Here is a 24,439-nt window from a genome sequence, read left to right as displayed (position 1 = left end):
TATGATATGGATTTCGGTTTGACAAAAGAACAACAGGAGTTGCGTGCCAAGGTACGGGAATTTGCCGAGAGAGAGGTGAAGCCTGTTGCTTCCTATAACGATGAAAACGAGATTTTCGATGTTGACCTTACCCTTAAAATGTCGAAGTTGGGACTGTTAGGGATGTGCATATCGGAAGATTATGGCGGGCATGGGTTGGATGTATTGTCTTATATCATTGCTGTAGAGGAACTTGCTCGTGTCGATGGTTCTACAGCTGCGACAATAGCGGCGCATAACTCTTTGGGTATAGGACCTATCAATGATTATGGCACGGAAGAACAGAAAATGAGATATTTGCCGCGTCTGTGCAGCGATCGTTTATGGGGTTTCGGTCTTACTGAGGCTACTGCCGGTTCTGATTCGAGAGGAACAAAGACATGTGCCCGCTTCGTCGATGGCAAATGGATAGTCAACGGTTCCAAGATGTTTATTACAAATAGTGCGACCTCGATATCTTTAGGAAGCACCATACAGACAATCTCTGGTGAAGTCAATGGCAAGCCGGAATTTACTACTTTTCTTATAGAAAACGACACTGAAGGTTTCACACAGAAGCCTGTGAATCGCAAGATGATGTGGCGCGCTTCCAATACCGGAGAATTGATATTCAATAATGTACAATTAGACAATGCCAATATGCTCGGTGCGAGAGGACAAGGCTCTCATATCATGCTTGCCACCTTGGACTCCGGACGTCTGTCTATAGGTGCCATGGGACTCGGTTGTGCACAGGGCGCTTTTGAGATGGCTTTGGCATATTCCAAGGAGAGAGAACAGTTTGGCAAGCCGATATGCAAGTTCCAGGCTGTCAGCTTCATGCTTGCCGATATGGCTACGAAGATAGAGGCGGCGCGTGGCTTGCTATATAAAGCATGCCGCATGAAAGACTTGCATCTGCCTTTTGGTAAAGAGGCTGCCATGGTAAAACTGTATTGCTCACAAGTGGCAGCGGAGGTGTGTGACAACGCTGTACAGGTGATGGGAGGACATGGACTTCTTAAAGACTTCGACATGGAACGTTTTTATCGTGACCAGAGAATATTGCAGATTGGCGAAGGTACCTCAGAGATACTTCGTCTTGTGATATCAAGATATGTTGGATGTTAATGGTTTAGTAATATTAAAAAATATTAGTTATGGAAATTAGAAAACTTGAACAGATGTTTGAAGTGCTGCGCAACCGTCCTAAAAAACGTTTGGTGGCAGCTTATGCTAATGATGATCATACCATTTGCGCTGTGAGTAATGCCGTGGACCATGGTCTTATCGATGCTACTTTGGTAGGTGACGAGGCTGTCATCGCAAAGATTTGTGCTTCTGAGAATATTGATATGAAGAAGTTTAAAATCGTTCATGAACCGGAAGATGTCAAGGCTGCAGCCAAGGCTTGCGACATCATCAACAGCGGGGAAGGCGATATTTTGATGAAAGGCTTGCTTCCTACCGATAAGTATATGCGTGCCATCCTCAATAAAGAACGCGGACTGTGCCCTCCTAATGTGACATTGGCCCATATAGCAGTAATGGAAAATCCTAACTATCATAAGTTGTTGATAGCCAGTGATTGTGCTATTATTCCGGCTCCGGATCTCAAACAGAAACAAACGATATTGAAATATATCACCACCACTGCCAAGGCTTTGGGTATAGCTACTCCCAAGGTGGCTTTTATCGCTGCTACTGAGCAGATGAGCGCCGGCATGCAGGCTTGTGTAGATGCTGCTATCATTGCAAAAATGGTTGACCGCGGACAGATAAAAGGCTGTATAGCTGACGGTCCTCTGTCATTGGACCTCGCTATAGATGCTGAAGCAGTTGCCATAAAAGGTCTTAAAAGTCCGGTGGCAGGTGATGCCGACTGCCTGCTCTTCCCTAACATAGAGAGTGCCAACGTCTTCTATAAATGTTGTACCAAATTCGACCATTCAGAGATAGGTGCCATGGTGATGGGCGCTAAAGTGCCTTGTGTTCTCTCTTCACGTGGCGATACATCTAAGACGAAATTATATTCAATAGCTCTCGCAGCTATGTTGGCATGATAAATGAATTGTATAACTAAAATTTGTAAATATGAGTTTTAAAATATTGGCTATTAATCCAGGTTCGACCTCGACTAAAGTTGCCATATTTAATGACAAAGAATGTGTCTTTAAGAAAAATATAAAACATCAAGTCGAAGATCTGGCTCGTTTTGAGAAAGTCAGTGATCAGATGACATTTCGTAAGGATGTCATTGTAAATGAGTTGAAAAATGAAAACATAGACCTTTCAGAGTTGGACATTGTCATGGGTCGTGGCGGTTTGCTGAGACCTATCACTTCCGGTGTCTATGAGGTCAATGATGCTATGATAAGAGACCTTGTTAACAGTCCTTTGGGCGATCATGCGTCCAATCTCGGAGGTCTTATTGCAAACGATATAGCTAAATCGTTGAATATAAAGGCATATATCGCCGACCCTGTTGTCGTCGATGAGATGGACGAGTTGGCGCGTTTCTCCGGGCATCCTCTGTTTCCGCGTTATTCTATCTTCCATGCTCTCAATCAGAAGATTATTTCGCGTCAACATGCAGCTAATATGGGTAAGAAATATGAAGACCTCAACCTGATATGCATACATCTTGGCGGTGGTATCTCGGTTTCAGCTCATAAAAAAGGTCGTGTTGTCGATACCAACAATGCTCTCAATGGTGATGGTCCATTCACTCCGGAACGTTCCGGCTCGCTGCCGGCAGGTCCTCTCATGGATGCTTGCTTCAGCGGGAAATATACTAAAAAAGATATCGATAAGATGTTGAAAGGTGAGGGCGGTTTTGTGGCATATCTCGGCACTAATGACGCCTTGAAGGTTGAGCAGGAAGTAAAGGCCGGTAACAAGGAATGGGAACTCGTTTATCGTGCCATGGCATATCAGATTGCTAAAGAAGTGGGCGCCCTCGCAGTGGCAGTCTTTAAGATGGATTTGGACGGAATATTAGTGACAGGTGGTATGGCTTACGACAAACAATTCTGCTCCATATTGCAGGATTATTTCGCCAAAGTGGCTCCATTTTATGTCTATCCCGGTGAGGATGAGATGATGGCTCTTGCCCTTAATGGCTTGATGGTTCTCAATGGTGAAACAGAACCTAAGATTTATTTATAAATAATCATTCATAATTTGTGTTGTCACTTCTCTTTGCAATGGAGAGAAGTGACAACTTTTTGTTACTCCCCTAATATGGGCTGGCATTTACATAACCTCCATAATCGTATCAAAAGAATTATCGTCATTGAAAATTTTTACATGATTTGCAATTTTTTATATATAAATTTGTAAATTTTAAATTATTTTCTATTTTTGCAAAAATATATAATAAATCATGAAAAAACTTTTGACAACCTTATTATTGTTTTTTGTTACCTTGCTATCATACTCTCAAAAAATATTGTCATTGGAATCTTATGATAATGCTTCAACAGCAAGGATAAACGCAATGCAGTATTATAACGGAGATGTCTGTTATCCAGAAAATGAAGATGTTTTTAATGTGAAAGAAGACATGCTGGCTTATGAGTCTGAAATGAGAGAACAGACTGTGAAGGATGATGTTTCATATATGTATGATGGTGAATTAGAAAACCAACTTTTCCTTAATACTAAAGAAAGAAGTAAATTTGATTTTACTTGCGGACCTTTGATTGGAGTGCAGATGAATTCTTTGGTGGATAAATTGGTAAATATAGAATGGAAACCAGGCATTACATTTGGAGTTTTTACTCGTTTTGCAATAAAGAATTTCATTTTGCAACCGGAGGTGTTGTATCATAATTCGGTTTTTAATTTTATTATAGAGGATTTGGGAGGAGAAGGCAAGTTGACTCGTTCTTATTTGTCTATACCATTGTTATGTGGCTATCAGACAAAAGGAAAGACAATTAAGATGAGATTTGCGGCCGGTCCTGTTTGTCAGTTTTTAATTAGTCAGAAAGTAAAAACTGATGATGTTTCTCATAAACCAAATCTCAAAAGTGGAGTTGGAATAGCATTTAATATAGGAGCAGATTGGAATAGGATAGTATTGGATATAAATTATAATTGGGGATTGACATCATTGAAAGGAAATTTTGATATTATTGATGATTTGGGTTATTATGATGGAAATGATTTTGTCGGATTAAGTGAATTGAAACAGAATGTTATATCTCTGACAGTTGGTTATAAATTATTTTGATAAAATATAAAGTATATGAAAATAAAAAATATTAATAAAGTTATTGTATTGGCAGGATTGATTGTATTGCCAATGATGCTCTATATGTGTAAGGAAAATGATTATTCCGGTTTTATTTTGAAAAATTCATCAGATGATGTAGTAAATATTGATACGATATTAAATATAGATACTGCCTTGTTAGAGACTATCGATATGGTATTTGTGGAGGGCGGAATGTTTAGAATGGGTGCGACTGAGGAACAGGTTGAAGATGCTATGGAAGATGAATATCCGGTACAGAGTATAACATTAAGTGATTTTTACATAGGTAAGTATGAGGTTACGCAAGAGTTGTGGGAAGCAGTTATGGGAAATAATCCAAGTAGGTTTTATGGAGCTAATAGACCTGTAGAATGTGTGTCGTGGATAGAATGTCAGGAGTTTATTGAGAGAGTGAATAAAGTTACCGGCAAGACTTATCGTTTACCGACCGAGGCAGAATGGGAGTATGCTGCGAGAGGTGGAAACAGAAGCAATGTATATAAGTACAGCGGTAGTAATGATATAAGCGAAGTGGCATGGTTTGGAGAAAACAGTCTTTTGGAGACTCATGTTGTCGGAAAAAAGAAAGCTAATGAGTTGGGAATTTATGATATGAGTGGTAATGTATATGAGTGGTGCAGTGATTGGTATGGAAATTATAGCAGTGGAGAACAGACAGATCCGCAAGGACCTGCCACCGGCTCTTATCGTGTCTATCGTGGTGGTAGTTGGGGTAATTTTGCTAAATATTGCCGTGTATCTGATAGAAGCAGTTTCCCTCCGGACTATAAAGACGATATTCTCGGTTTTCGCCTTGTCCTTGTCCCATAAAGGAATCCATTATGGTTTCGAATTGAAAAATACAATAGAATATTTTTCCTGTAGAGACGTCATATCATGGCGTCTCTACAAATCCTGAGAAAAAAGACTATATTTTTGGATGAATAATATATTATTCCTTTTGGGACAGCATCTTTGCTCCTGTGTAAAATTTATGTTTTGTTTTTTTAAAATTTAACTACTACAAAAATATTAAACTTTGAATTTTACATACTTTTTGGGACAGTATCAACATTACCATCTATTTTTCATGTATAAATAAATTTCTATTCACAACAACAAAGGCTGCCTGACCTTTTTATTGTTAGACAGCCTCTACGTGTTCATATTGAAATAATATAAAAACGTTATATTATTTATGGAATCTCTTTATAAAGTCATCGGTTTCCGGTACTCCGCCTTGGTAAACCATATAGCCATTATAAGGTTCTCTTTCCGTTATCTCGTCATTGATAGGTGTCAGCATCAGTCGTTTCACCTCTTCCGGGTTTTCAGTCTGTCCCAAAGCCCATGACAATTTCACCCAAGCTACCTCAGGAAGCATGTTGCCTGCCGGTATGATGCCGCGTGCCATCATGTCTCTTCCCGTGTCATATACAAACATGCCGCAATAGCCCCACAGAGTCTGCAATGTCATATATTGGTGTATCCCTTCACGTTGAGCTCTTTCCACGGCAGGGTACATCTCCTTGTTGATATGTCCTAATCCTGTTCCTACCCATACCACTCCTTTATATCCGTTGTCTATGATGCTGTCGAGCATGTCGGGGTGCATGCCGGGATAATAATACAACATAGTCACTTTGTCTGAGAATGTGGGTATTATCTTGACATTACGGTCTTGTCTGCGGTGTTTGTAGTCTTCTTTTATAGGTTTCACTCCGGCTCTTGTCACCGTTGCCACAGGAGTGTCGCCTATGGTACGGAAGGTAGAGCGGTAGCTCGAGTGCATCTTGCGCACGCGAGTGCCTCTGTGCAAGAATCCGTATTCATCTGAAGTAGGTCCGAACATACATACCATCACTTCCGCTATGTCGCCCGTGCCGGCTGCTGTCATGGCATGCATCAAGTTAAGTGCCGCGTCGGAACTTGGACGGTCGGAGGAACGTTGTGAGCCGACTAATACTACAGGCACCGGCAGATTCTGGCACATGAACGATAGAGCAGAAGCCGTATGATGCAAAGTATCGGTGCCGTGCCCTATCACTATGCCGTCTATGCCGTTTTCTATCTCTTCGCCTATCTTTTTTGCCAATGCTATATACTGTTTGGGGCCCATATTCTCGGAGAATACTGCAAAGACTTTCTCAGTGTCGAGGTTACAGATGCTTGCCAACTCCGGCACTGCGCCATATAGCTCGCCTGGAGAGAATGCCGGTATGACAGCTCCTGTGCGATAGTCTAAACGTGATGCTATGGTGCCTCCCGTGCCGAGCAGTTTTACATGAGGCAGTCCTTCGGTATAAGGAAACTCCTTCTCCGGTATATGATAATTGGCTTTCTTGTAATCCGTTTCCTTCATTGACAATATGGTATCGACGTCAACGCCAATGTTATATCCTGTAGAGACTTTCATCACTATGTGTTTGTCGTCGTCGTTGCAGGCACGTGGCAAAACGGTACCTTTGAAAACGCCTTGTGTGGTCTTGCATTCTGCCTGACCCCATACACGACAGTTGAACTTCTTGAGTGTCTCTAATGCCACTCCTTTATATCCTTGAAAAAAATCTTCAGCCATTTCTTTAAGTGTTAAAAGTTATATAGTCTTTGAAATTTCTGCTAAATCGACATTGCCGACAGCCTCGTCATGTATCTGACCCATAATCCAGTTTCGGAGGTTCTCCTCTTGGTTTTTCTTCTTGACCGGTACGAAGTCTTCTTTGATGCGACTTATTTTCTTCGTTATTTCCGATTCAGATACTTTGCGGAAATGTATGGCTTCTATCACTTTGGCAGGTCTTGTCTTGGGATGTAATGCCATGAATGGCAACATTTTCCATGCAAGACGGTAGTTTAGATTATTCTCTTTGAGATAAGCGAACATGTTGTATATCTGTTCGTCCGTGAGCTGTGCTTTAGGATGTTGTCCCATTATATATTTTATTCTGTGACCGAAGAAAGTGCCTAGCAGTTTGCCGTTCACGCCGAGTTCTTCGTTGATTTTTAGCATGACAGGGAAATAGTTTCTCGACAGTATGTATGTAAAGCAGTCTTCCGGCACGTCCCACTCTTTAAGTTTATAATATTGGTCTATTATTTCTGTAGGAAGGTCTTTTTTAAGGCTTTCCACCCAGTCGAGGTCGAGCGGTATAGGTGCCGAGTCTGTATCTGGATACATACGGTCGGCTCCGGGCAGCACACGCTCGAAAATGGTAGTCCCGTTTTCAAACGACTTGCGTGTCTCCTTGGGTATGCCATCAAAGGCCATGAGACAGCGTTCCTCTATCACTTCGAGAGCTGTCTTCATGTCGTCTCGCGGTCCCCATAACAATATCAATGCGTCTTCATCACCGGCTTGTACCACCTCTCCGAGTTCTTTCCACATGTTTTTGCTTAACACTGGTTCAAGCATCTCGTCATGCAGCATGTTGGGACGTTCCAAGCAGGCTATTACCTTAAGTCTGTCTGCTATCTCATCGGCAAATATCTTGCCAGGCTGCGTAAAATGTGACAGTGCAGCCCGGAATTTGGGCAGTTTGATGATTTTCAAGGCACCACCTGCCTTCTGAGATTCTACTATAGGCTCGAATTTAAAGCTGAAATCGTCATCATGGACATCGGCAGCCACTATGTGCCAGTTGTCTTTATCCGCTATGCTGTTGAGCCTGTCGCGCAGCAGCAGCAGAGACCATTGTCTGAAAGCCTCGTTATGCGACAGTTCCGGAATCCATTTTATATGGGAGACGCCTTTTATCTCTATGCGTGTGCCTCCGGTACAGCTGACATTGACATCTTCTCTGCCGGCTCCCATGCCTGTCCTTACCAAACCGGTACTTCTTCCTAAAAAACGAATGAATGATGCAGCATCGCGCAACTCATCGGGATTGGTACAGTCGGGATATGTCACAGTCTCTATAAGCGGCACACCTAAACGGTCGGTCTGATATACTCTACGATGTCCTATATCGGAGATCTCCCGACAAGCGTCCTCTTCTATACTCAACTGTATCAGACGTATGTCTTTCTTTGGCATTTTCAATAGACCTTCTACTCCTATGATGGCGGTACGTTGAAAACCGGTAGGGATACTTCCGTCCAAATATTGTTTACGGGTGATATGCACCTCACCTACAATGTTTAAGTTGGAACGCAAAGCTATCTTGATGGCTTTTTCCAAGGCTTCTCTGTTGATGGGGAACGGAGGAGTGTCGTCTATGTCGTACGTACATGCTGTGGCATTGTTGATACGGTAAACAATTTCCTTGCGAGTCTTGAATTCCATCAATGCGGTGCCGTCATATTCTCCCAACTCGCTCAATGTGGGACGCATGTGACGTATCAACTCTGCATGATAGTTGTCGAATTTGTTGAATTTGCCGGCAGGACAATGGCAGAAAAGCTTCTTTTCAGTCTTTATTTGCTGATGAACTTCAAGTCCCGACATAAAACCTATGCGGTCGTAGTCGGCTTGTGTGGCTTTTTTGCGATCTACATAACCTGCCTGATTTTTAGTGTTTTCGTAATTTGCCCGAGGGTCGAAATGTGTACTCATATTTTTTAAAGAAGTTTGTGCTTTTTAAGAATCCGCTAAATTACTGATAATTTTTTTAGATTCATACATTTTTTTAACGTTTTTTTAATCGCTGTATAAATGAATCTTTTTTTGTCGTATTTCACATGGATTTTGTACTTTTGCATAAAATTGGTAAATGATGAAAATACGGCTTTGTCTTGTTGTTTTTCTCGTCTTTCTTTTTGCCGGCAGCATTAAGGCACAGAAAAACAAAACGGTAATACATATCGTCCATGCCGATAGAGCCGATTATGATGACCGTCTCGGCAAAGACATTCAGCGTCTTATAGGCAATGTGGTACTTCGTCAGGATTCTTCTTATTTTTATAGCGACAGCGCATATCTTAATGACAAGACAAGATGGTTCGAAGGGTTCGGCAATGTACATGTGGAGGTTAACGACAGTATCGACATTTATGGCAGACGTCTTAAATATAACGGAGAGACACGCTTTGCCGAGGTGTTCGACGACGTAGTCATGCGCGACGATTCCACCGTCCTTAGAACCGATTATCTTACTTATGACCGTATAGGTCATCTCGCTTCATATCCGCATCATGGCATAATAACACGCAACGAAAAACAACTAGTGAGTGAGAAAGGTTACTACCGCGACGATATCAAAGTATTCTACTTTAGAAAAGATGTTGTAGTGACTATGCCTGATTACAAGATGCTTAGCGACACATTGACATACGATACCAAGATAGAGACAATGCATTTTTTCGGTCCTACTACCATCATCAATGAAGACAATATTCTGAAAGGCAATTACGGATGGTATGATGCCAATGCTGATATTGCTTTCCTCGACAAAAAGGCTGTGCTGATGAATAAAGAACAATCGATAAGTTCCGATTCTATGTATTACTCACGTTCTGTAGGCTTTGCCAAGGCGATGAGTGATGTAGTCATGCACGATACTCTCAACAAGGCTGTCGTCAACGGTGAGTATGCTGAATTGTGGAGTAAGAAAGGCTATGGCTTTGTAACTGACAGCCTTGAAACATTCTATTATGCTGACATAGACACCCTTTTTATGCACTCCGACTCGCTGTATTTCTATTTCGACACTCTGACAAATGACTTGCTGAGAGTCAAGTCTTTTTATAACGTGCGTTTTTATCGTGCCGATATTCAGGGAAAATGTGACTCTCTCGATTATTTGGTGGCGGATTCTTCCGCTCGTTTGCGTCGTGATCCTGTGTTGTGGTCTCGTGACAGCCAGATGACAGGCGATTCTATAAACATCGTTGTTAAGAATAATGCCATAGACAGCGTGCTGATGACTCCCAATGCCTTTATAATTCAACAGGACAGCATTAAAGGATTTAACCAGATAAAAGGTAAACTTATTGTGGCTTATTTTGAAAATGATGAGTTGGACAGAATATTTAACGACGGTAATGCCGAAACGATATATTGGCTCCGTGAAGATGACGGTAGCCTTATCGGCATCAATTCTTCACAGTCAGTATCCATGATTATCACAGTCGTTAAAAATCAGATACAAAGAATAAAATATTTCCAAAAAACAGACGAGATATTGTATCCTGAGGAGAAACTTCCGGAAGGTAAAGACTTGCTGAAAGGTTTCCTCTGGCAAGATGAACTTCGTCCCAAAGATAAAACTGATATCTTCAGAAAACCTGTCATACCTTCAGATAATACGGATGACAACCCTAAGAAAAGAAGGAGAAGATAATATACAATTTCATACTTCATTAATTTATTAACCTTTCATAATCTGATTTTTGTCATCATCCGACTGGCAAGTTTTTTCATGTTTTTAAATTATTTTTTTATTATAATGATAATCATAAATATACAAAAAAGTTACTTTTTTTGACTTTTTATTTTGACAAAACAAAAAAATACGTAATTTTGCACCATCGAAAGGGGTATTAGCTCAGTTGGTAGAGCGTTTGAATGGCATTCAAAAGGTCAGGAGTTCGATTCTCCTATGCTCCACTGAAAGTCCTGCTAAGAAGCAGGACTTTTTTTATCCTGTTTTTCATCTTTAAAATGTAAACATATAATATTTCTTTCTCCGAATTGTCCAAAAATTTGATACAATTGTCCAGAAATTGGACAGTTATAAATCGACCTATATTTGTAAGTAATTGATAAACAATATTTTATAAATATGGCACGCGGTTTGTTTACATTTTTTTGATTTTAAACTTAAAATATTGAATAAAATGATAAAAGTAGAGAATTTGGTTAAGGAATTTAGAACTGAAGATATCATTACTACAGCTTTGGATAATGTATCTTTTGAGATTAAAGAGGGAGAGTTTGTCGCTATTATGGGACCTTCGGGCTGCGGTAAATCCACCTTGCTCAATATTCTTGGCTTGCTTGACAATCCTACAAGCGGCAGTTATGTTTTTATGGGCAAAGAGGTTGCCGAGTTGAAAGAGAAAGACAGGACTGTTCTCAGAAAAGGCAATATAGGTTTTGTGTTTCAAAGCTTTAATCTTATTGATGAACTTACTGTTTATGAAAATATAGAACTCCCGTTGAAATATCTTGGACTTGGCAAGGAAGAAAGAATGGAGCGTGTGTATGCCATTATGAAAAAGGTGTCCATCACTCACCGTCAGGATCATTTCCCGCAGCAATTGTCTGGAGGACAACAGCAAAGAGTTGCTATAGCGCGAGCAATGGTGTCCCGTCCAAAACTTATACTTGCCGACGAGCCTACCGGAAATCTCGACTCTAAAAACGGTACCGATGTCATGAATCTTTTGAAGTCCCTTAACGAGGAAGGTTCTACCATTGTAATGGTGACTCACTCACGTAAAGATGCCGCTTATGCAAACAGGATAATAAATCTGTTTGATGGAAAGATAGTTGATGAAGATAATAATGAGTTTTAATATTTAAATGTTCTAATATGCTGTCGTATCTTAGATTTTTATATCGCAACAAACTGTACACCTTGGTCAATGTGTTGGGTTTTGCCGTTTCGTTGATGTTTGTCATTCTTATTGCCGATTATGCCTGGCGTCAAAACAGTACCGATTCATGGAACAAAAATAAAGACCGTATATTTCTCCTCGGTACTCATTCATCATTTTATTCATGGCCTGAGATCACCAGTGGTTTGGCGGAGTCGTTCCCGGAGATAGAAAAAATGTGCGGCGTAATGTCACACCATGGTAAGGTAAAAAGCGACCTTCATTATTACGAGTCCGATGATGAGCCTTTTATCCTGCTTGCCGATTCGACATTCTTCGACTTTTTTGATTTTAAGTTTGTCATAGGTGACAAAGCGACTGCCATGGATTCTCCGGATAAATGTGTCATTACTGAGTCTATGGCACAACAGTTGTTTAATGATGAATATCCTATAGGAAAATCTCTTACTATTATTGGTGCAAGAGATGTCATTGTGGGAGGACAAGATTCGTATGACACTACAGTATTATATACCGTATCCGCTGTTATAAAGGATTTTGACAAAACTGTGCTGCCTAATGAAACGAAAATAATAGTGAATATGGACAGACATCCTCAAACGCTTGGATATACCTTGAACAAACATCTTTACGCTTATGGTTCTACAGGTTATTATAAATCTTTTATGATGTTGAGACCGGATGCAGACATGTTGTCGAATTTGGATGCCGTCACACAATACTATGTTGACAATATAGATATGTATAATTATGGAAAACAGGAAAAAATCACTGTTACTCCATTAGGAGAAATCATGTTTGCACCTCAAAACGATGGATACGGATTGGAAAAAGGCAACAAAGGATTGTTGACCATATTGCTGTCTGCTGTCATTGCATTGTTGCTGTTTGCTGTTATGAATTATATCAATCTTACTGTCGCCAATACAGGTTTTCGCTCCAAAGAGATGGCAACCAGAAGATTGCTCGGAAGCAGTGTGGGCAATATTTTCATTACTTTGATAGTTGAGTCGATATTTCTTGTCACAGTATCTTTTCTTATCGCTTTCTTCTTTGCATATAACTTCCAAAATGAGTTTGCCACACTCTTCAAGGGAAGGATAATATTGAAAAATGACATTACTGTAGGCACGGTTTCTATTTGTCTTGCATTCATAATATTGACAGGTGTTATTTCCGGCATTATTCCAAGCATACAGATGATGAGATACAAACCTATCAATGTCATCAAAGGCGCGTTTCGTTATCATTCCAAGATGGTGTTGAGCCGCATCTTTATCATTGTGCAAAATGTCATAACTATAGTTTTGGTTGTAGCTTCTTTGGTGATGATATTGCAGATAAGACATCTTACAAATGCTCCTTTGGGATTTGAAACCAAAAATATATATTATATCTATTATCCTGAGAATTATGATGTTTTAGGTCAAGAACTTGCCAAGTTGACATGTGTGGATAAAATTGGAGCTTTCAGCGGTTCTTCTTTTGCCGGATACAACAGGTCATATAATTCATTTACGGATGAAAATGGAAAGAAACAGGTTTTTTTATTAACGGAACTTGACAGTGAGGCAATGGAAATTTATGGTATTGAATTTATTAAAGATGAAGGATGTAAGAAAGGTGCTATTTATGTCAATGAGACAGGATTGCATTCATTAGGGCTTGATGAAAACAATATGTCATTTGTGGTAGGAGACAAACATTTTGATTTAGCAGGGATAGTGGCTGATTTCCATTTTAACAGTATTCTGAACAATCCTTCGCCTTTAATTATCACCATTGAAGACAGGGAAAATTTAAGTTCTTATATAGTCAAGACTGACGGTTCTTACGATGCCTATAGGGAAATATGTAATGTGATAGCTGAGGTAGAAGGTTATGCTGATGCCGGGTCTGTTTCCGGAATGGTTTTAAGTGTGGAAGAGCTTATTTCCATGGAATATGAGGATATGAGAAATACTCTTAAAATTGTAGAATTGTTTACTTTTATTGCAATAATCATTTCCATGCTCGGTCTTGTCGGTATGTCGGTGTTTTATTTCTATCAGAAAAGAAAAGAGATAGCTTTACGCAAAATCATGGGAAGCACTACGAAAGAGGTTACATGGTTGACCTTGAAAAATTTCTGTGCTCCAATAGTGGTTTCTGCAATAATAGCGATTCCTTTGTCATGGTATATAATGAATGGCTGGCTTGAAAATTATTCATACAGAATCTCGTGGACACCATGGATATTTGTAGTCGCCATTATATTTACTTTTGTAATTGCAGTTTTATCGGTTCTTTTCCAGATTTTGAAGGCAACAAGAGAGAATCCTGTGAAATATATTAAAACAGAATAATTCATATCACGATAACATGATGAACCGCAGTATGATGCTGTGGTTCATTTTTTTGTTTTGAAAATTGAAAGTATATGTATTATGAGAAACTCTCGGCATTTTCACTTTTGTTGTCAACAGAAGTGATTTATGGGCAAATAGGATTTTAATGATTTTAATTTAACAAAAGCCAGTTGTCCTGTGGAATAAGTTTATTCTTTTTGACTTTTTATATTGACAAAACAAAAAATTACGTAATTTTGCACCATCGAAAGGGGTATTAGCTCAGTTGGTAGAGCGTTTGAATGGCATTCAAAAGGTCAGGAGTTCGATTCTCCTATGCTCCACTGAAAGTCCTGCTTCAAGAGCGGGATTTTTTTATATTATAACATTGATGTCTGATGGAAAATGTTTATATCTATCTGATTGATAATGATTTAGAATGTTTTAAATAATACGGGATTTTTGTGTGAAATTAAACAAAAAATGATAAAAAGCAGACTATTTTTATTACTCTTAACATAATCTTCTTTTTATAAAAACAGTTTTTATTGTCATATAATATAAAAAGTGTTGCATGACACTAAAGATAACAAACTTATATGTGATTATTTGTAAAATACAATAATTCCCTTGAACAGAAATGAAAAACATTCAGAATTTTGCGGTGAGTTATTTCAAATGTTTTGTCATGGTTTTATCATCGATTTGCCGATAGTCGTAAACACCGGTAATGCTGTCGTTTTTCATGAATACAAAAGTCGGGAAACGTCCTAAACAGATATCTATGGCTTCTGGAGGCGTTATTCTCCAATATTCATAACTGTCGCTGCCTGTCTCTTTTATAAATCCGGCTATGGATTTTTCATGACCGAATGTTATTATTTTAATGTCATTTTTATTGATATTCAGGTTTTCAGCCATTATATTGATTTTTCTCATACCTGTCATGCAAAATTTGCAGCCGGGAGTGATGAATATCATCATTTTCTTTCCTTGTATGTATAATGAAGTGCTGTCTATTACTATATCCGGCAAGTCTTGTTCTGTGGAAACGATGGTGATAAGTTCTTTTTTCTCATTTTCAAGAAATGTCTTTATGAAAACTTCGTTGTTGAGTTTTCTTTCTCTTGAATAAATCATGTTATACAGTGCATCTGCCGGCATGATGAAAAAAGGTATTGCTATTGATAATATTGTTATGGCACTTGTAATCAGAATTTTGTGTCTGTATTCATGACTCTTTTCTTTTCTTGTGATGATGAGCAGGAAGATGGTGATTATATTTTTTAATATTGACTCTTCCGGTTTCAGTTTTATTATGTCACCGAAGCAGTAACAGTTATCGTCTTCTCTGAACATCATTACATAAACAAGAAATATGGTGAAAGCACATAATACTAATAATGTCGCAGTCCAGGCGAATCTGTAATGCAGTTTCAATATCAGAAAACAGCCTATGACAAATTCCGCCGCTATAAGAAGACGTGCCAGCAGTGCAGTGATAACGAAGTCGAATAGTCCGAAACTGTAAAGGTATATCTCAAAGCTGTCTAAAGATATAAGTTTCAACACTGCCGAGCATACAAACATGATGCCAGGCAGTATTCTTAGAACGGTAATAATATTTTGTAAGCCTTTCTTTGACATTTATATGTCATTCCTTGATGTTGTCTTCCAGCGACTTGGCAATAGCAGCTTTAACACGCAATATCTGTTCTTGTATATGATCCCTTTTGTCGGGTTTGAAGAGATTTACATGTTTGCTCTTTATCAGATGATACTGCAGATTGTCTATACTGCCGTTTATGTCGAGTCCCAAACGGTTGATGATGGGCGGTCTTATGACAGACAGGTTATAGTCGAATGTCATGTCGAGGAAATGACGTCCCGATATGGCAACCTGATAATCGTCCATTGCTATTAAGAATGGATAGACATCGACTTCATTTTTAAAGACACCTATTTCCACTGAGAGACTGTCTATCTGATTCTTGGCATCTTTACCCATGAGAAGATATTTTGAAATCATCTTGAATGTCTCACTGTCGAGGACAACGAGGTCTTTGCCTTTTATTGACGTAGCGCCTCTGAGGGTGGAGATTTTAGGCTCGTAGTTGGATTTCAAATTGGTCTCAGCAGCAAGATGGAATTCTGCCTTGCCGGAAAATGATTTAAGCATAGGCACAATGGTATCCAAATCCGGTATGATACGTATCATCTCGGCTATGTCAATGTCAAGGAGATGGAAGTCAAGACCTACGTACAGATGATTCTTGCGTGGTGATTTGTACATGGCGGTCAGCAACATTCTGGCAGCATTGCTCGTGAATCCCATTTCCTGAAGTATCAGCGTGCCGTCCTTCACTGTGAGCATTCCGCCTACGTTTGCAAGGTCCATATTGCCGGCTTTTGCTGACTCTATCTTGGTGTTCAGTGTGATATCCACGCCGAGAGGCACCATGAATGGATCGTCTTCTTCTGCGGTTTCAACGGATTCGTTAGTTTCAACGGGGGTGTCTTTAACTATAGTATCGTTTGCTCCCATGCCGTTGAAAATATCCATAATCTCGTTGACGTCGGTATATGAAGATGTAAAGGTGAGGTCGCCTTTCAACAAGCCTTCTTTTTTTAGGAATTTGTTGATATTGGTAATGACACCCTTAAGTTCGAAATCGGAATTTCCGAGAAGTACGTTACTGTTGTTGATATTTAACTTGTTGCCGGAATATTCAAAGTTTATTTCAGGGAGAAATACGGTTTCTTGCATACTGCTCATATCGAGCAACGCATTGCTGAGGTCCACGTTGACTTCCGGATTCCATTGCAAGAGCAGTTCTTTCTCGTCTTTGTTATAGTCAGCAGTAGCATCGAGACTTATATGTTCTGTTTCGAAATGCATATCTTCACCCATGGTGAACAAAAGGCTGTCACTCGAGAATACAGCAATATAATACTGGTTGTCTGTATTTGTTGAAGGCAACATCGCACCGCTGCCTGATGCATTGTCGGCGTTGAATACCATGTCATCCATGGTGAAGTCGATGGCTCCAAAGCCGAAATCAACGAATATGGCAGGTTTTATATCATCATTGAGGATGTCGGAGGTATGTATGTCGAAGTTGAAGTTCTCCAACCGAGCTGTCAACATATTAGTTATATCGGCATTCATATTGTTACCTATGATATTTATCTTAGCCAAACTGTTGGGTACCATAGTGCTATTGGGATTCGGAAGTGTTATGTCGCCTCTTATTATCGACGATTGGGCTGCAATGGTATCGAAACACAGCAGGTCGAGGTCTGTCAATTCAAAGTCGCCATTGACAGAAGTCTTCATCAGGTTCATGTTGGTGAAGTCATCCATATAGCCTTTAGCGTTGATATGTGCCTTTAACCGTCCTTCAGCATTAATGTCCTCCGGAATGAAAGACCGCAAATCATCAAAATATGTATCTATGTCCATTGTGACATCGCATGACATCTTATTCATGACATCTTTGATGTTGCCTGAAAGTGTCAATGAAGTGTTGTTCATCGAGACTTTCAGATTGTCTATGGTGACGTCAGACCTGTTGTTGAGGTCTAAATTCATTGTTAATGCCGTGTTGATATCGGATAATGGGAAGGGAAGCATATCGGGCATTAACACATTACCGTCATTATATGTCACTGAGGCCGTGACGACAGGCATTTGAGAGTTGTTATATGTCCCTTCAATATGAGCGTCTATTTTGGCAGAGCCTTTTACATTCATGTTGCCCATCACATCCTCTATTATAAAGGCTGGTAGCAAGGCTGCGGTCTTTTCTATGTCTATCGTGTTGGTGTTGACATCGAGATTCATGGCAATGTCTTCACCTTTCATCGAAGCGTCGCCTTTAAAATCTATCTCAATATCATTGATTTTGATTTTTGAATCGTCAAAAGTAGCATCCGTTGCACTGAGGTTTAAGGCTAAAGGCAGAGTCATTTCTATATCTATGTCATTAACAAAACATTCATCTGCTATTGTCATCGACAAGTCTGTGAAATTCATATCCATAATGCCCTGTATTATGTTGAGAGATTCCACCTTGCCGTTATATCTCAGGTTTATGTTGTTAAGAGAGATATTATTGTTGTCACTGTCGTTGTATGATATTTTGTTGCTGCCTAAAGTCATGTCGGCGCTGAGGTCTTCGCCATACATTCTGCCTATGCCTTTCATTTTGACGCTGTCGAGCTTCACATTCATGGCAAGAGAATCCGCGTTGCCGTCATAACTGATGTCCTGTGCCCTGATGTTGAAGTCGGCGTTGACAATATCATTGGAAAGGTTGCCTTTTATCAACATGGCGAGTGCTTTGATATCAGCCATTATGCTGTTGGGCGTATCGGTATATTTAATGTTAATGTTCTTGACTTCTATTTTATTGAGATCTATGATGTTGTATGGGAAAGTGTTTTCGGTTTCGTTCTTGTTTTCTTTTTCAGGCTCTTTTTCTGTCATGATGTCAATGTTGGTATTCCCTTCAGCATCGTAAAACACATTGATGTCACCATTTTCCAAATAGAACTCATTTATTATTATCTCTTTGTCGAATAAAAACTTGACGATGTTGACAGAAACCACACAATTATCTATAAAGGCAAGAGTATCCGAAGGGCTGCCCTGAACAGGAGAAATCAGCACCACTTTGCATAGTTCCAATCCCAAGTCAGGAAAGGTTTTAAACAAAGTGACATCGACTTTATCGATGTTGAAATCACAGGTTATGAATTTGGGAGCTTGTTCATTCACTATGGCAGTGACACGTTTCGGACTTAATAAAATCCACAATGCTATTATCACTGTCAAGATAACTACTCCTAACAATGATGCAAGACTTATCCAAGTGATTTTCAGTGCTTTTTTCATAGCCTAAGTTATTCTGCCCTTATCAGGGAATATTCTGCTCTAAATCCTTCGTTGTTATATTTGAATGTATTGTCTGTAAGTTCCAATATTATGCAAGCCTGAGGTACTTCTATTCCCACGCTTGTCTGTATCCATTGCATGAAACGTGTAGGTTCTTCCGTATCCATTTCCCATCTGAAAGGTACTGCTTCATCTTCTTGTACGTCGTCTTTGAGATCCCATTGTTTGCCGGTGCCGTCCGAGTAATATCTCTCGAAGTATGTGCTGTCAGCGGTTCTCCATTTGCCGATGATAAGTTTTCCATAATCGGGTTGTGCGGCGGAGTTGTCGTTATTGCTACATGAAGCCATCAAAACGATGGAAATTATGCTTAATAATAATACTTTAAAATGTCTCATTTTTTTAAATAACTTAATGTGTTGATAGCTGTGTTAATGATAATATCATGGTCGAAAGCGAGTGGTGAAGGCAGAGATGACAATGGAAACCATTGAGCATCTGCGGCATCATCTTCACCTTTGACTTCGGTGTTGGAGTTATCCAAGGCATAGTATGCCACTGTTATTGTACGACCTCTTGGGTCTCTGTCGGGGTCTCCGAAGGTGCCGAGTTGATGTAACTCGACACCGGTAAGACCTGTCTCTTCGCGCAATTCTCTTGCTGCCGACTCTTCCAATGTCTCTTGCATCTCGATAAAACCGCCGGGAAGAGCCCAGGCATCTTTGAAAGGCTCGTTCTTGCGTTTTATCAACAGAATACAATACCCCTTATCTGTGGCTCTGAATACTACGATGTCAACAGTCACGCACGGGCGTGGATATTGATAAGTGTACGGCATGATAATGTATTAAAGAACTGCTATCATCTCAATCTCTACCATGACGTCCTTCGGGAGAGTTTTTGCTGCAAAAGCGGCACGCGCCGGAGGATTCTCGGTGAAGTATTTGCCATAAATGGCATTCATGGCACCGAAGTTGGCCATGTCGCTGAGCAGACATGTGGATTTTACCACGTTGGCGAAAGTACATCCTGCTTCTGCCAGAATGGCCTGCAAGTTTTTCATTACCTGTTCTGTCTGTTCGTTGATACCTCCTTCAACGATATTTCCTGTTGCAGGGTTAATCGGAATTTGGCCGGAGATAAACAACATACCGTTGGCTACTATGGCCTGACTGTAAGGTCCTATGGCTCCCGGAGCGTTATTGGTCGCAATAACTTTTTTCATAGTTTTGATTTTTTAATTAAGTTGATTTTTAAATAAGTTTATTAAACTGAAAAGTATTAACGTTTATTTTATCCATTTGTTAAAATCATCCATTCTCGAGGACACGCGTCTGATATAGTTTTGTGTTTCCGGAAGAAGGTGTTTTTCGAGATAGGAAAACAGTTCCTTATATGACATCTCGTTTATTTTGGGTATTGCCTTGCTGATGTTGGTATCGCCTCTCAAAGCACGAGCGAGGTTGCCGGCTCCTGTATTGTATGAAGCTATCATACACAACACGCTTTTGTCTGTATCAGTCACCTTGTTGAAATAACGTTTTCTCAGCAGATACAGATAATGTACACCCATTTCTATGTTGTTATTCGGTTCATAGAGATAGTTTGCCGTAGGTTTGTCGAAAGGTTTCTTGAGACTTTGGGCACAATCTTTGCCAGCCGAGTTAGGCACTATCTGCATGAGTCCGTATGCAGGCACATGAGATTTGGCTTTTGGATTAAATGCCGATTCTGTCTGTATCACGGCATATACCAAAGCCGGTTCGAGGTCATACATGTTACAATACTTTTCCACCTCATTTTTGTATTGTTCGGCGCGAGTCCTCAAGTGGTCGGGAACAAGGTCCAACTTCACTGTCACCACTTTACGTTCCTTCCCGTCGGAACCTTTAATGGTCTTTACTTCCGGCACCATGGCGGCGGCTATCTCTTTTGCATCTTCTTCAACAGTCTCTTCTGTCACCATCTTGCCTGAAGGAGTCTGCACCTGATTTTCCAAAACCGCCTCTGACTGCAAAGGTACGGCTTTCTCCATGGGAGTGTCATAGTCCTTGGTCTTGCCTTTAGTGATGAGAAGTCTCTTGACGCTGTTCTCTATCTTGTTTTCTATGATGTTCTGTTCTTCCTCTTTGCTCTCCTGTGAAGTATCTTCGTCGAGTATTATCTCTATTGTGGCTTCTCCGTTCTCAAAGTCAACGTCACTACGTGTCTTGCCGTCGTCATAATACTCTACCCAGTTGGTCTGAGTGCTCTCAGTGACATTATCTTCTCCCCATAATGCACTCATCTTCTTGACGAAAGCATTGTATGCTTCTTTTTCAGCCTTGACGTAATCGTCATATTCTTTTATCATTGCCTTTATTTCGTCATTCTGAGAATCTTTCATTGCCTTTAATTGTTCCTGTTGCTCTCTTTTGAATTTTTCGAAATCGCTTTCAACTTGAGCAAAACATGATAACCCTGTTATCAATAATAATAATGTCAACAATCTCTTCATATCAGAAGTTTTATTTATTTTCGGTGTAAAGATATAAATATTTTTTCAATTATTAAGAAAAACACAAAAATATTATAATCGAACAGTTAAAACAGGAGTCATCAGTTGTCTCTATAGTCTTTTTTCTTGGTGAGTTTCAGGTCTTGAAGCGCCGATGCCTTGACGTTGATGGCGAAGTTCCAACTCTTGTATGTCCCCATAGGTATCCAGTTGAATCTCATTTCCCAACAATGCAAGTCTCTGTAAACTGTCAGAGAAGTGTAAGACAATTTCTTGGCCTCGAAGTCCCAGCCTGTCTGTACCGACACTTTCCAGTTAGGTGACAGTTTTACATCCCCCCTGACACCCAAGGTCTGTACTAAACTTCTGTTGTCGTTGAGTATGAAGTTGATATACGACAAACTGTTGCTTAGTCTCAGATTATATGACAGTGACAGAGACCATGCTGTTTTCCAGTCTATATACGAATCAGGATTCTCTCTTATGTCTTTCATTTCCTGTTCGGAGGCAAAAGGCGAGTCGGGTATGGTATCTGTTCTCTTTTCATTGTTTTTTTTCTTCTTGAAAGTATCATTGTTCAGTGTATAGCTGACACTGAGATTCCATGATGAGCTGTTTTTTCTGAATAGACGTTTATTTACGTCCCATTCAAATTTATTGGTCTGACGACCGAGTGAATCGACAGCATAAGGGTCTAATATGCAGGAATATTGTACTGACAATTTTTTAAATAATGTGGTTCTTCCGCTTATGGAGAGATATGACCAGTTGACAGAGTCTTTTGCTAAGTCATAACTTCCTGATAATGAAAGATTATCTATCAAAACCACTTTCTTCAATCCCGTCACAGTATCTTTTTTAGATGGTACTTTTATTTCCAAATTGTTTCCAAAGCTGTAAGTCAGTCTCCCGGATTGTGCGGAAGGTGGCGTCCCGTAAACATTGCCTTGGAACAGGCTGTACAGTTGTTCCACTCCGTTACCATCTATGTAGGTGTCGTAATAATTCCAGAAATCCGAGCTGAAGTCCGGGTTGTATGAAAATCCTATTTGAGGAGTGAAGACATGACGGATGGCACGTAATGGTCCTTTCTTGAATGTCACCATACCGTAAATCTTTGTGGTTAAAGATGTTGACATGTCGAAAGAGAATACATTGCGGAAAGAATGTATAGTGTCGGTTTCTACATGACCTCCCAATGAGTCGTTGACCCATTCTCTCTCGAAATAATTGAAATACATACGGTCCACGGCATTGAAAGATGTCGTCAGAGTGAAGTGTTTCATTACTTTAAGAGGGATATTTATGGGTATCCTGTGTTGTATTCCGTTTTGCAGATTGTTGACCCAGTTGCTTTTGAAAATCATGCTGTCTATTCCTGTGATATAATTTTGCGCGTTGAAAGTATAACTGAGATTGATATCCTGATACCAGTGTTTCTTGCCGGGTTTGCCAAGATTTTTAAAAGGATATACTCTATTCATCGACAGTGTCACTTCCGGCAGTGTTATCGTCATGGTGTTGTTAAGTGTGTTTTGGCTATGGCTGCCGTTGACGGTGAGATAGAACAAATCGGCAAAACTCGTCTGGTATGCTATACTCGACTGAAAAGTATTGCTGAGATATTCATTTGACGAGATGGCGTTATACTGGTTGTAATTGGAGCTGACGATATACACGTTGGCGGAGAAAGATGACTTGGGACGCGCTTTAGGGTCTTGAGTGTGTATCCATCTTATCTTGAAGTCTTTGCTTACTGTAAAGTCGGCAGAGCCTTCTGTGCCTACTTTGTTGACAGCATAACTGCCGGAAAATGAGCCGTTGTAGGCATAACGTTTCACATAGCGAAAGGTGGGTTTTATTGCCCAGCTGCCTCTTGTGTAGATGTCACCTACGAGTTCTAAATCCATGTGTTCGTTTATGCCCCAATAGTAGCCTCCGTTTTCGAAGTAGAATCCGCGGTTGGCAGACTCTCCGAAAGAGGGGAATATTATGCCGGAACGTTGTCCTTTGCTGTTGGGGATAAGGCTGAAAGGCACTCCCACAGGTATGGGCGTCTCTTCCAAGACGAAATATGCAGGTCCGGTGACGATCTTGTCATTGGGAATCACTCTCGCTTTCTGAAAACGGAACTCGAAATGTGGATGTTCCTGATTGCTGCAGGTGGTGAATGAACCGGATCTGATGTTGATGCTGTTGTCATCCATCTTTTTGACCTTGGTACCATGAATATAACCTTGGGCATCTTCTGTAAATACCTTGTTGATGATGCCTTTCTTGGTGTCGAAGTTGAAAGTCATTTCGTCGGAAAGATATTTCTGATTTCCCTCCGTGAAGACAGGTTTGCCTGTTATTATGCCGGAAGAGTCGGGCAAGCCTGAGGCGAATATTGTATGTTTGTCAAAGTCGAATTCTATATAATCTGCCTCTATGGTGATATCTTCGTATTTTACCTTGGCATCTCCGTAGTAAAAAATTTTGTTGGATTTGAAGTCCTGTATTGTGGAATCGTTGCATGAACGTTCTATTTCACTGTCGATGACGGACTTTTTGGTTGTTGATATGGAGTCTTTTTTTACCGGAGTGACGCCATTGACACTGTCGTTGATCACGCCTTGTCCTATGTTGACTATGCTGTCTCTTTTTGAGAGACTGTCGTTACTTGTTATAAGATATGTCGGGGCTATGCTGTCTCCGGCTTTGAGGGTGTCTTCGTATAAAGGTGTGATGTACAGTGTATTAAGACTGTCCTTGTTATCTTCGTCTTTAACTGCAAGGCTGTCGGAAATTTCTTTGTCTTCTTCAGAAAATATAGGTTTTGTCGTCCTACATCCATGTATTATTATTGAAATAATCAGGAATAACAACAAAAAAAATGGATATGTTCTGAGTTTTGACAATTTTTATTTATTTTTGTAAGATGAAATTTGATGCAAAGATAC

Annotated in this window: 17 protein-coding genes and 2 tRNA genes; 10 read left to right on the top strand and 9 right to left on the bottom strand. The window is 40.0% G+C overall.

The genetic code is table 11. The features are described from left to right. The first annotated feature begins 6 nt into the window (after window positions 1–6). The 5 genes from ACZOVS_RS03470 to ACZOVS_RS03450 all read left to right on the top strand — a co-directional run bounded on the left by ACZOVS_RS03470 (window position 7) and on the right by ACZOVS_RS03450 (window position 5,110). On the top strand, window positions 7–1,149 hold the full coding sequence (locus ACZOVS_RS03470; RefSeq protein ID WP_483995834.1) for an acyl-CoA dehydrogenase family protein: 1,143 nt from the start codon (window positions 7–9) through the stop codon (window positions 1,147–1,149). Between the two features lie 29 nt (window positions 1,150–1,178). Beyond that, window positions 1,179–2,081 (top strand): phosphate acyltransferase, encoded by a 903-nt coding sequence (locus tag ACZOVS_RS03465; RefSeq protein ID WP_483995833.1) that lies wholly within the window; start codon window positions 1,179–1,181, stop codon window positions 2,079–2,081. Window positions 2,082–2,112: 31 nt separating this feature from the next. Next, window positions 2,113–3,186, top strand: a complete 1,074-nt coding sequence (gene buk / locus ACZOVS_RS03460; RefSeq protein WP_483995832.1) for a butyrate kinase — start codon at window positions 2,113–2,115, stop codon at window positions 3,184–3,186. 217 nt (window positions 3,187–3,403) lie between these two features. Next, entirely contained in the window at window positions 3,404–4,255 is an 852-nt protein-coding gene (locus ACZOVS_RS03455) for a porin family protein (RefSeq protein ID WP_483995831.1), read from the top strand. 15 nt (window positions 4,256–4,270) lie between these two features. Continuing rightward, window positions 4,271–5,110, top strand: a complete 840-nt coding sequence (locus ACZOVS_RS03450; RefSeq protein ID WP_483995830.1) for a formylglycine-generating enzyme family protein — start codon at window positions 4,271–4,273, stop codon at window positions 5,108–5,110. A gap of 361 nt (window positions 5,111–5,471) precedes the next feature. On the opposite strand, the gene gatD is transcribed toward ACZOVS_RS03450, so the two are convergent. Together gatD and gatE are read right to left on the bottom strand one after the other, a co-directional pair. Then, window positions 5,472–6,857 carry a Glu-tRNA(Gln) amidotransferase subunit GatD gene (gatD, locus tag ACZOVS_RS03445; protein WP_483995829.1) on the bottom strand — a complete coding sequence of 462 codons (1,386 nt, stop codon included), beginning with the start codon at window positions 6,855–6,857 and terminating at the stop codon, window positions 5,472–5,474. A gap of 18 nt (window positions 6,858–6,875) precedes the next feature. Further along, window positions 6,876–8,831, bottom strand: coding sequence for a Glu-tRNA(Gln) amidotransferase subunit GatE (gene gatE / locus ACZOVS_RS03440; protein ID WP_483995828.1), 1,956 nt, complete (start codon window positions 8,829–8,831; stop codon window positions 6,876–6,878). Window positions 8,832–8,991: 160 nt separating this feature from the next. Between gatE and ACZOVS_RS03435 the strand changes: the two genes are divergently transcribed. From ACZOVS_RS03435 to ACZOVS_RS03415, 5 genes are all read left to right on the top strand, one after another. Further along, window positions 8,992–10,557, top strand: a complete 1,566-nt coding sequence (locus tag ACZOVS_RS03435) for an OstA-like protein (protein ID WP_483995827.1) — start codon at window positions 8,992–8,994, stop codon at window positions 10,555–10,557. A 193-nt stretch (window positions 10,558–10,750) separates the two neighbouring features. Continuing rightward, window positions 10,751–10,823 (top strand) — tRNA-Ala (locus ACZOVS_RS03430). A gap of 230 nt (window positions 10,824–11,053) precedes the next feature. Beyond that, on the top strand, window positions 11,054–11,734 hold the full coding sequence (locus tag ACZOVS_RS03425) for an ABC transporter ATP-binding protein (RefSeq protein WP_483995826.1): 681 nt from the start codon (window positions 11,054–11,056) through the stop codon (window positions 11,732–11,734). Between the two features lie 17 nt (window positions 11,735–11,751). Then, the gene (locus tag ACZOVS_RS03420) at window positions 11,752–14,121 is read left to right on the top strand and encodes an ABC transporter permease (RefSeq protein ID WP_483995825.1); all 2,370 of its coding nucleotides are present in this window, start codon (window positions 11,752–11,754) and stop codon (window positions 14,119–14,121) included. Between the two features lie 253 nt (window positions 14,122–14,374). After that, window positions 14,375–14,447 (top strand) — tRNA-Ala (locus tag ACZOVS_RS03415). A gap of 325 nt (window positions 14,448–14,772) precedes the next feature. Here the strand turns inward: ACZOVS_RS03415 and ACZOVS_RS03410 are convergent. From ACZOVS_RS03410 to ACZOVS_RS03380, 7 genes are all read right to left on the bottom strand, one after another. Beyond that, entirely contained in the window at window positions 14,773–15,750 is a 978-nt protein-coding gene (locus ACZOVS_RS03410) for a DoxX family protein (RefSeq protein WP_483995824.1), read from the bottom strand. 7 nt (window positions 15,751–15,757) lie between these two features. Further along, on the bottom strand, window positions 15,758–19,000 hold the full coding sequence (locus ACZOVS_RS03405) for a hypothetical protein (protein WP_483995823.1): 3,243 nt from the start codon (window positions 18,998–19,000) through the stop codon (window positions 15,758–15,760). Between the two features lie 8 nt (window positions 19,001–19,008). Next, window positions 19,009–19,398, bottom strand: coding sequence for a hypothetical protein (locus tag ACZOVS_RS03400; protein WP_483995822.1), 390 nt, complete (start codon window positions 19,396–19,398; stop codon window positions 19,009–19,011). Beyond that, window positions 19,395–19,838 (bottom strand): NUDIX domain-containing protein, encoded by a 444-nt coding sequence (locus tag ACZOVS_RS03395; RefSeq protein WP_483995821.1) that lies wholly within the window; start codon window positions 19,836–19,838, stop codon window positions 19,395–19,397. The genes ACZOVS_RS03400 and ACZOVS_RS03395 overlap by 4 nt, the downstream gene beginning before the upstream one ends. A 9-nt stretch (window positions 19,839–19,847) precedes the next feature. Continuing rightward, a complete protein-coding gene (locus ACZOVS_RS03390) occupies window positions 19,848–20,225 on the bottom strand; it encodes a RidA family protein (protein ID WP_483995820.1) in 378 nt (125 codons plus the stop codon). A 63-nt stretch (window positions 20,226–20,288) separates the two neighbouring features. After that, the gene (locus ACZOVS_RS03385) at window positions 20,289–21,497 is read right to left on the bottom strand and encodes a murein transglycosylase domain-containing protein (protein ID WP_483995819.1); all 1,209 of its coding nucleotides are present in this window, start codon (window positions 21,495–21,497) and stop codon (window positions 20,289–20,291) included. Between the two features lie 101 nt (window positions 21,498–21,598). Further along, entirely contained in the window at window positions 21,599–24,397 is a 2,799-nt protein-coding gene (locus tag ACZOVS_RS03380) for a putative LPS assembly protein LptD (RefSeq protein WP_483995818.1), read from the bottom strand. Between the last annotated feature and the right edge of the window lie 42 nt (window positions 24,398–24,439).

Source organism: Candidatus Limimorpha avicola (assembly GCF_056978975.1).
The sequence above is the reverse complement of the archived record's forward strand: the minus strand, read 5'-3'. Positions and strand labels throughout refer to the sequence as shown.

Coding starts and splice junctions, on each gene's coding strand:
- ACZOVS_RS03470 (WP_483995834.1), top strand. CDS start 7: ATGGATTTCGGTTTGACAAAAGAACAACAGGAGTTGCGTGCCAAGGTA.
- ACZOVS_RS03465 (WP_483995833.1), top strand. CDS start 1,179: ATGGAAATTAGAAAACTTGAACAGATGTTTGAAGTGCTGCGCAACCGT.
- buk (WP_483995832.1), top strand. CDS start 2,113: ATGAGTTTTAAAATATTGGCTATTAATCCAGGTTCGACCTCGACTAAA.
- ACZOVS_RS03455 (WP_483995831.1), top strand. CDS start 3,404: ATGAAAAAACTTTTGACAACCTTATTATTGTTTTTTGTTACCTTGCTA.
- ACZOVS_RS03450 (WP_483995830.1), top strand. CDS start 4,271: ATGAAAATAAAAAATATTAATAAAGTTATTGTATTGGCAGGATTGATT.
- gatD (WP_483995829.1), bottom strand. CDS start 6,857: ATGGCTGAAGATTTTTTTCAAGGATATAAAGGAGTGGCATTAGAGACA.
- gatE (WP_483995828.1), bottom strand. CDS start 8,831: ATGAGTACACATTTCGACCCTCGGGCAAATTACGAAAACACTAAAAAT.
- ACZOVS_RS03435 (WP_483995827.1), top strand. CDS start 8,992: ATGAAAATACGGCTTTGTCTTGTTGTTTTTCTCGTCTTTCTTTTTGCC.
- ACZOVS_RS03425 (WP_483995826.1), top strand. CDS start 11,054: ATGATAAAAGTAGAGAATTTGGTTAAGGAATTTAGAACTGAAGATATC.
- ACZOVS_RS03420 (WP_483995825.1), top strand. CDS start 11,752: ATGCTGTCGTATCTTAGATTTTTATATCGCAACAAACTGTACACCTTG.
- ACZOVS_RS03410 (WP_483995824.1), bottom strand. CDS start 15,750: ATGTCAAAGAAAGGCTTACAAAATATTATTACCGTTCTAAGAATACTG.
- ACZOVS_RS03405 (WP_483995823.1), bottom strand. CDS start 19,000: ATGAAAAAAGCACTGAAAATCACTTGGATAAGTCTTGCATCATTGTTA.
- ACZOVS_RS03400 (WP_483995822.1), bottom strand. CDS start 19,398: ATGAGACATTTTAAAGTATTATTATTAAGCATAATTTCCATCGTTTTG.
- ACZOVS_RS03395 (WP_483995821.1), bottom strand. CDS start 19,838: ATGCCGTACACTTATCAATATCCACGCCCGTGCGTGACTGTTGACATC.
- ACZOVS_RS03390 (WP_483995820.1), bottom strand. CDS start 20,225: ATGAAAAAAGTTATTGCGACCAATAACGCTCCGGGAGCCATAGGACCT.
- ACZOVS_RS03385 (WP_483995819.1), bottom strand. CDS start 21,497: ATGAAGAGATTGTTGACATTATTATTATTGATAACAGGGTTATCATGT.